The 8,091-nt window shown below is 38.3% G+C and carries 8 protein-coding genes; 2 read left to right on the forward strand and 6 right to left on the reverse strand.

Annotation, left to right across the window (positions count from 1 at the left end):
* Positions 1-112 precede the first annotated feature (112 nt).
* The 5 genes from ACIR131C_RS0119460 to bchL all read right to left on the reverse strand — a co-directional run bounded on the left by ACIR131C_RS0119460 (position 113) and on the right by bchL (position 3,921).
* Positions 113-397 (reverse strand): type II toxin-antitoxin system RelE/ParE family toxin, encoded by a 285-nt coding sequence (locus tag ACIR131C_RS0119460; RefSeq protein WP_028091514.1) that lies wholly within the window; start codon positions 395-397, stop codon positions 113-115.
* Positions 394-615, reverse strand: coding sequence for a hypothetical protein (locus tag ACIR131C_RS0119465; protein ID WP_028091515.1), 222 nt, complete (start codon positions 613-615; stop codon positions 394-396). The genes ACIR131C_RS0119460 and ACIR131C_RS0119465 overlap by 4 nt, the downstream gene beginning before the upstream one ends.
* 151 nt (positions 616-766) lie before the next feature.
* Complete coding sequence (locus ACIR131C_RS0119470; RefSeq protein ID WP_028091516.1) at positions 767-2,170, reverse strand: ferredoxin:protochlorophyllide reductase (ATP-dependent) subunit N; 1,404 nt, start codon at positions 2,168-2,170, stop codon at positions 767-769.
* Positions 2,171-2,323: 153 nt separating this feature from the next.
* On the reverse strand, positions 2,324-3,028 hold the full coding sequence (locus ACIR131C_RS0119475; RefSeq protein WP_028091517.1) for a DUF5331 domain-containing protein: 705 nt from the start codon (positions 3,026-3,028) through the stop codon (positions 2,324-2,326).
* Between the two features lie 26 nt (positions 3,029-3,054).
* Positions 3,055-3,921 (reverse strand): ferredoxin:protochlorophyllide reductase (ATP-dependent) iron-sulfur ATP-binding protein, encoded by an 867-nt coding sequence (bchL, locus tag ACIR131C_RS0119480; RefSeq protein WP_028082967.1) that lies wholly within the window; start codon positions 3,919-3,921, stop codon positions 3,055-3,057.
* A 593-nt stretch (positions 3,922-4,514) separates the two neighbouring features.
* Here bchL and ACIR131C_RS0119485 point away from each other — a divergent pair.
* Positions 4,515-4,763 carry a TIGR02450 family Trp-rich protein gene (locus ACIR131C_RS0119485; protein ID WP_028082968.1) on the forward strand — a complete coding sequence of 83 codons (249 nt, stop codon included), beginning with the start codon at positions 4,515-4,517 and terminating at the stop codon, positions 4,761-4,763.
* 671 nt (positions 4,764-5,434) lie between these two features.
* Here the strand turns inward: ACIR131C_RS0119485 and ACIR131C_RS0119490 are convergent.
* Positions 5,435-5,671 carry a hypothetical protein gene (locus ACIR131C_RS0119490; RefSeq protein ID WP_028091518.1) on the reverse strand — a complete coding sequence of 79 codons (237 nt, stop codon included), beginning with the start codon at positions 5,669-5,671 and terminating at the stop codon, positions 5,435-5,437.
* A gap of 331 nt (positions 5,672-6,002) precedes the next feature.
* On the opposite strand from ACIR131C_RS0119490, the gene lepA reads away from it, so the two are divergent.
* Positions 6,003-7,814 (forward strand): translation elongation factor 4, encoded by a 1,812-nt coding sequence (lepA, locus tag ACIR131C_RS0119495; RefSeq protein WP_028091519.1) that lies wholly within the window; start codon positions 6,003-6,005, stop codon positions 7,812-7,814.
* Positions 7,815-8,091: the final 277 nt, after the last annotated feature.

An 8,091-nucleotide genomic window follows, 5' to 3' on the forward strand; every position in this document is an offset into this window, starting at 1 on the left:
TAATGTATTGTAATTATTTCATGAAGTTAAATAGCCTGAAAAAAACACCGTAAACTTGATTAATGGTGCGTTACGGCTTTGCTAACGCACCCTACAGATACTACGAATACTTTTAATAAACCTCATCATGACTACCGATATCAATTACCACAATCATTTCTTCTTGTGTATCTGAATCTTGTTTTAATGTATAGATAATTCGACAATCATACGCTACAGAACAAGCCCATAAACCATCTAACTGACCACTTAATTTATGAGACTTTAAAACAGGATTGAGATAATCAGATGCTAGTAATTCTAATACTTCAGAAATTCTCTCCTGCAATTGGGGATTTTTCCTAATAATTCGCTTCAAGGCTCTTTTAAAACTACTATCCCAAACTAATGTTTTCATTCTTCTTCCATGATATCAGCTAATAAATCTGCCACAGTACCTTTTTTAGCCGTACCTGCTGACAAAGCGGCTAAAGTTTGCTCTGCATTCTTAGCGATTTCTAAACGACGTTTTTCAATCTTCCTTTTCTTAATTAATTCTACTAAAAAATCCTGATCTTCTTGAGAAAGATTTTCCACATATTCAATTACCTCTTGAAAAGATATAGTTTTATTCATAATCAACCCCTAACCACTGCACTTAAAAAACAACTTACCAAAATTATAACATTCATCTTCTCTTCCTCTGTGTCCTCTGTGCCTCTGCGGTTCGTTATTTCCTAAAAAAAGGACGAACTCAAAAGCCCGTCCTGAATATTTCTGAAAAAACCTAAATCTTCGCTTCTTCTCTTACCAACTTATCCCAACCCAAATCCTTCAAATTATTATTCCTTCTTAAAGGACGAGTTACCAACTCCAAAACATCACGCGCATTACCAAAACCGTGAATTTGAGCAAAGGTAAACTCCACAGACCACTTAGTATTAATACCTCGTGCTTCCAGAGGATTAGCATGAGCCATACCAGTAATTACCAAATCTGGTTTTAACTCATAAATTCGTTGCACTTGATTGTAATTATCTGGCTTTTCAACAATAGTTGGTAAAGGTGAACCCATTTCCTGACAGGTCTTTTCTAACAAAGCTAATTCCGCAGCTTGATAGCGTTTATCCATGTAAGGAATCCCGATTTCTTGAACAGTCATTCCACAACGAACCAAGAACCGAGCTAGGGAAATTTCTAATAAATTATCACCCATGAAAAATACAGATTTACCGCGAATTAATTGCACGTATTCTTCTAAATTTTCCCACATTTGCGCTTCTCTTGCATCTAAACCCTGGGGTGTAATTCCAAACACAGAGCAGATTTTTTCTACCCATGCCCGTGTTCCGTCAGGACCAATGGGGAATGGTGCCCCTATGAGTTTACACTTGCGACGACGCATTAAAGTTGTTGCCGTCCGACTGAGGAAAGGATTGACACCAGCGACATAATACCCTTCTTCAATCACTGGTAATTCTGTAAATCTTTTTGCGGGGAGCCAACCAGAAACTTTGATACCTTGTTTTTTCAGTTCTAAGGTTAATTGTGTAACTACTGGATCAGGTAAAGAGCCAAAAAGTACCAATGGCGGATGATTTACGTACTCAGATTCATCTTGGGCTACATCTTCTTTTTTCTTACCGAAATTCATCAGCTTCTGAATGGCGTTACGCTCGCCTTTTTCAGTTTCCGATATGGGAGACTTTTCAGGACAACGATGAGCCATAGCGGCTAACACAGTGTCCTCTCCTTGGGTAAATGCGTAGTCGAGGCCGTTAGCACGAGCGACAACAATAGGAATACCAATTTCTGCTTCTAATTTAGGTGCTAAACCTTCCAAATCGGTTTTAATAATTTCCGTAGTGCAAGTACCAATCCAGACAATTACACTAGGATTGCGATCGCGTTTAATTTGCTGACATAATCGTTTTAATTCTTCATAATCATTCAATTGTGCGGAAATATCCCCTTCTTCTAATTCAGCCATAGCATAGCGAGGTTCAGCAAAAATCATCACCCCCATAGCATTTTGCAGGAAGTAACCGCAGGTTTTTGTACCAATAACTAAAAAGAAACTATCTTCAATTTTTTGATATAACCAAGCCACACAACTAATCGGACAAAAGGTGTGATAATTTCCAGTTTCACATTCAAAATTCAAAGCTTCTGGCTGTTGAGCAACGGTCATTTTAATATTCTCCTTTTCATTTTTTCAGATTGTCAAACAGATAATTGAGGATGAAAAATTAAGTCAAAAGGCAGAAGCCAAAATTTATTAAATTTATTATATTTATTAAATAATAAACTTTGACTTTTGACTTTTATCACCCGCTTTCAATAATTAATTGTCAGGAAAAAGACGAGCCATTTCTGATTCATTAAATACCTCAGATGGCAATTCTTCTATTAACAAATTGTTATTTTCTTCACCCTGCTGCAAGGATTTTTTATCACCCCAGATGTCCGATACTACATCATCAAACCGATTTTTTGCTGATGTACTGAGTTCATCAAAGGAATTATCTACAGATAAATTTATCCCATTCAAAACATTGCTATTAACTGAAGCGGGGGCATTAAATTCACGGTTATCGCTTGTACCCGTCGAATTAGAACCAGGAGGAAGGGAGACATTACCGAAATTATCCATGGTTTTTCCACTGGATATTGCTTCTGACTCCTGAGCAATTTCCGGTTCAGAGATATGTTCCATGACCACCGCTGGGTGACGGGAATATATCTCTTGTTCTAAACTGGGACTAAGACGATTACCAAGGACAATATCTGAGTCAAAATTCAAACCCAGAACTTCAATCAAACTATCCACATCTGGATTGAGTTTACCAAAGGGAAGCATTAGCTGGGCTAATTTCGGTTCTAAAGTATTGATCACCCCCAGAATGAGATAAGAAGACGGTCGTTGACCGCCATCAGGGGTGTAAACTGATTCAACAGTCATTAGTAGAGTAATCCATTCACGATTTGCTTGAAAGAATTGCAACCACTTTTGCTTGAGTGAATCTGTAAAACTATCAAAAAAAGCCATACGCCCATTCTGAGAGGTAAAATGTTTTAGACAATCATCAAGTCTAGTTCCTCTTCAGGATTTATGGCTTGTGTTTTTACAGGATTTAGATAAAAATCCGATAATAGAGAAAACAGTTCACGGTCAGGAGAGTCGTTAGGAACAACACCTTCTGGTTGGGCGAGAATTTGATCAGCTATATTCAGGTAATAATCGCAAACGTAAGCAAGAGAAGGATCTGACTCGGCCATTTCAAACAGAGTTTTACCTTTAACACGGGAAACCCGAATATCTTCAATTAAAGGCAATACCTCTAAAACAGGCATGGGTACGGCTTCTATATATTTCTCAATTAAATCACGCTTAGAAGTCCGATTACCAATTAACCCGGCTAAACGTAATGGATGAGTGCGGGCTTTTTCCCGTACCGACGCAGCAATCCGGTTAGCAGCAAATAAGGCATCAAAGCCATTATCTGTAACAATTAAACAGTAATCTGCATAATTTAAAGGTGCTGCAAAGCCACCACAAACAACGTCACCAAGTACGTCAAATAAAATTACATCGTACTCATCAAAGGCATTAAGTTCTTTTAATAATTTGACTGTTTCCCCAACTACATAGCCACCACAACCAGCGCCGGCTGGAGGACCACCTGCTTCAACGCAATCAACACCACCATAACCTTTATAAATTACATCCTCAGGCCAGACATCTTCGTAGTGATAATCTTTTTCTTGCAGGGTGTCAATAATGGTGGGAATCAAAAACCCTGTCAAGGTAAAGGTGCTGTCATGTTTAGGATCACAGCCAATTTGTAGCACTTTTTTACCGCGTTTAGCTAGGGCTACAGAAATATTACAACTAGTTGTAGATTTGCCGATTCCACCTTTTCCGTAAACTGCTAGTTTCACTTTTGTGCCTCTCTTATAGTTTTTTGACAAACTCTGAACTCAAACATTTACCCGCATCCATATTCAGGAATGTGTGAGGTATGTAAGTGCCATTATTGTGCAAATTCTCCAGAATGCAAAGGGGGTTGTAATTTAAAAAATCTCGATATAGGGCGTTTAATGATTAAAATTTAATATTTTTGAATATAAATTCTACTTAATGACCCTAAAAACTGTAAAAATATCAAAATTACGATTTTTATTTAGTTTTTTTATAAAAATAGTTTCAAAAGACAAAAAAAAGATCCTATCTAAAAATTGATTGATTCCATAGTTTTTACTGATTCTGATCTCAATTGATCATATTCGATAAATTTCCGGTGTATGCCAGGAAAAACCTATGGTCAGCAATAAGTTGGCGATAAAAGGAGGATGTTAAAATCAGGTTAATTAGGGGATCTGAAAGCTGAAGAAAATTGCAAGTGAAGAGATATTGGCAAGGGTTACTTCCCTCTGAATCAGAATTAAACCCGGATTAGTAAATATTTATTAAATTAGGAAATATGGCAAATATCTGATATAAAACTTAACAACTGACTACTAACAACTGACCAATGACGAAAAGACAAAAATTTCCTTACTTAGTTGGTTCTAAATGGACCGCACAACAGAAAGTTGATGGTTGGAGACATTTTCAGGTTGTTAACCGCAAAAATCAGGGTAAGTGGGTATATGCGGAAATGGTAGCAGCCTGTGATCCTCAAGTCCGCTTTTGGTTAAATGCTAAATTATTACAAGATAACTCCCAATGGTACGCTGGGTGGCAAACTTTACAAGAAATTAACTCCATTGACAGCAAATAATTTCAGCAATTAAGCTGTGGCGTTAGATAATTCTCATTATGCGTAATTGTCAATTCCAACTCGAATAATTCAATATTGCATTTAACCCACATTTCACCCTTTCTGGTACAGAACTGCTGAAAATCTGGTGTAAATGTTCTAGATAAACAATTCTATCTACCAGAGTAAAGCTATGATTCTCATTCAGGAAATCAAATATTCTCTGAGTATCACAACCCCAGTATTCGCCGTGATCTCAATGAGAATTTAGATACCGACCAGAACTAGCTTCTGTGTAAACCAACTCCGCTCCCAGAGTTAGGAATAAACCATCTGTACTTAGAGGTGTAAATTCCAAATTTGGCGCAATTACAGCACTTGCCGGTGTTATAAGGTACATATCTAGCGGGCAAGATGCCCGCACCACAAGAGTTTCATGATTCAATTTTGAACCTCATCAGTGCGGAAAACGCTGTAAGTTTGAAAATTGGGTATTGGCAATAATAGTCATTAATCGAGTTGGATAGACAAAGGGTAAAAAACTACTTTCTATTATGCTGATAGTACAACTACTTGCATTTTTCCATAAACTTTGACACTTACGTTTTTGAATGGTGGATTTTTGACTTTTCTAACATTCAAGACATTAAATTTGACATTTCAGATCATTCCCTACTAAGTACCTAGCAGTTCTAATCATTCCATTCACCGCGAGGGGGAATAGGTGTGCGGACAGGGGTACGTGTTAACTCATCATCTCTGTTAAAATCACCTCTTAGCCACTGACGGATAGCTACCTCAATCACTTTACTGGGATCATTAGTGAGATGTTGAATTTGTTCTATTAATTCAGGATCTAAATGGAGCGCGATTTCTTTTTTATCAGCGCGTCCGGTATCTGTATTTTTAGGCTGTTCTTGCATATTCATGGGCTTAAATACTGTGAATTTTTTTTCTTGAAACCGTGATCAATCAGTTATGATATTTATAATCTGTGCCTATTTAATTGTAGTCTGCCGAGTCAGCATCACTAGGAGCTATAAATAGATTTAACATAATAACGTAAGTTGCTAGTTAGGCGCGGTGTCAGAATTAAGATGTCCAAAATTAAAGATTAAAGGATAAACAGCCTGAAAACAGGGATTTTATCACCAATTACCCATTACCTATTACCAGTCTCGACTAGATAACTAGCAACTTGAGTTAAAATACATGAAGTAAATAGTTTCACTTTGGTTTGCTTGAGGGCAAAAATGGTATATGACTGACGTTCCCGCAGATCGCATTCGCAATTTTTGTATTATTGCTCACATTGACCACGGAAAATCAACTCTCGCTGATCGTTTACTACAGGCCACTGGTACTGTAGAAGATAGACAGATGAAAGAGCAGTTTCTGGATAACATGGATTTGGAACGGGAGCGCGGCATTACAATTAAGCTGCAAGCTGCCCGGATGAATTATACTGCTAAAGATGGTCAGCAGTATGTTCTCAATTTAATTGACACTCCTGGTCATGTGGACTTTTCCTATGAAGTGTCCCGTTCTCTAGTTGCTTGTGAAGGGGCATTACTGGTTGTGGATGCGTCCCAAGGTGTAGAAGCACAAACCTTAGCCAATGTCTATTTAGCCCTAGATAGTAATCTAGAAATTATACCGGTTTTAAATAAAATTGATTTACCAGGGGCTGAACCAGAGCGAGTAATTGGGGAAATTGAAGAAATTATTGGTTTAGACTGTAGTGGGGCGATTTTAGCCTCTGCTAAGGAAGGAATTGGTATTCCTGAAATATTAGAAGCAATTGTCGAACGAGTTCCCCCACCAGCTAATACTATTAATGAAAGTCTCCGGGCGTTAATTTTTGATAGTTACTACGATAGCTACCGGGGTGTAATTGTTTACTTCCGGGTTATGGATGGAACTGTCAAAAAAGGCGATCGCATTTACTTAATGGCATCAGGTAAAGAATATGTCATTGATGAGTTAGGTATTCTGGCACCGACTCAAAAGCAAGTAGAAGAGCTTCATGCTGGTGAAGTGGGTTATTTAGGCGCGGCAATTAAAGCTGTAGCTGATGCTAGAGTAGGAGATACTATTACCCTATGTAAGAACAAAGCCACAGAGGCACTACCCGGTTATGCAGAAGCTAACCCCATGGTATTTTGTGGTATGTTTCCCATAGACGCAGATCAGTTTGAAGACCTAAGAGAAGCTTTAGAAAAACTAGAACTTAATGATGCTGCGTTACAGTATGAACCAGAAACCTCTAGCGCCATGGGTTTTGGTTTCCGGTGCGGGTTTTTGGGATTACTACACATGGAAATCGTCCAGGAACGCCTAGAACGGGAGTATAATCTAGATTTAATCATTACCGCGCCTTCAGTGGTGTACAAAGTCGTTACCAATAAAGGTGAGGAGTTATACATTGATAATCCTAGTCGTTTACCCAGCCCCAATGAACGGGAGAGAATTGAAGAACCCTACGTCCAAGTAGAAATGATTACTCCAGAAATCTACGTCGGTTCTTTAATGGAGTTGTCACAGAACCGTCGAGGAATTTTCAAAGATATGAAATATCTCACCCAAGGACGGACTACACTCACCTATGAATTACCTTTAGCAGAAGTTGTCACCGACTTTTTTGATCAAATGAAATCCCGTTCTCGCGGTTACGCCAGTATGGAATATCATCTGATTGGTTATCGGGAAAATCCCTTAGTCAAACTGGATATCATGATTAACGGTGATCCAGTAGATTCCCTAGCCATGATTGTCCACCGAGATAAAGCTTATAATGTCGGGAGAGCAATGGCGGAAAAACTCAAAGAACTCATTCCCCGTCATCAATTCAAAGTCCCCATTCAAGCTTCCATTGGTGCTAAAGTCATTGCTAGTGAACATATCCCGGCCATGCGGAAGGATGTCCTCGCTAAATGCTATGGTGGGGACATCAGTCGGAAAAAGAAACTGTTACAAAAGCAAGCCAAAGGTAAAAAACGGATGAAGGCTGTCGGTACAGTTGACGTACCCCAGGAGGCTTTTATGGCTGTTTTAAAGCTGGATAAAACCTAATTTCCAGATTTTTGTCCTATTCATGCTATCTCGCCTGTAAGCGTGAATACAGGCGGGTTACTCTTGAAAATGGTTAACTGCTATATTCTCTGATAGGGAAGCGTGGCGTTAGCCATATCAGGCTATCCAGGATTAAAGGATGTAGGATAAAGATGGAGATTTTATGATGATGTCAATGATTTAAAATCCTACGTTGTCTTAAATAATTTAAGACAGTTCTTCCTTATCAAGACAAGGATAACATATTTAAAATTCTTTGTCAAGACCTAAAAATTAA

The organism is Dolichospermum circinale AWQC131C, from assembly GCF_000426905.1.
Classification (GTDB): domain Bacteria; phylum Cyanobacteriota; class Cyanobacteriia; order Cyanobacteriales; family Nostocaceae; genus Dolichospermum; species Dolichospermum circinale.

Coding starts and splice junctions, on each gene's coding strand:
- ACIR131C_RS0119465 (WP_028091515.1), bottom strand. CDS start 615: ATGAATAAAACTATATCTTTTCAAGAGGTAATTGAATATGTGGAAAAT.
- ACIR131C_RS0119485 (WP_028082968.1), top strand. CDS start 4,515: ATGACGAAAAGACAAAAATTTCCTTACTTAGTTGGTTCTAAATGGACC.
- ACIR131C_RS0119490 (WP_028091518.1), bottom strand. CDS start 5,671: ATGAATATGCAAGAACAGCCTAAAAATACAGATACCGGACGCGCTGAT.
- lepA (WP_028091519.1), top strand. CDS start 6,003: ATGACTGACGTTCCCGCAGATCGCATTCGCAATTTTTGTATTATTGCT.
- ACIR131C_RS0119470 (WP_028091516.1), bottom strand. CDS start 2,170: ATGACCGTTGCTCAACAGCCAGAAGCTTTGAATTTTGAATGTGAAACT.
- ACIR131C_RS0119475 (WP_028091517.1), bottom strand. CDS start 3,028: ATGGCTTTTTTTGATAGTTTTACAGATTCACTCAAGCAAAAGTGGTTG.
- ACIR131C_RS0119460 (WP_028091514.1), bottom strand. CDS start 397: ATGAAAACATTAGTTTGGGATAGTAGTTTTAAAAGAGCCTTGAAGCGA.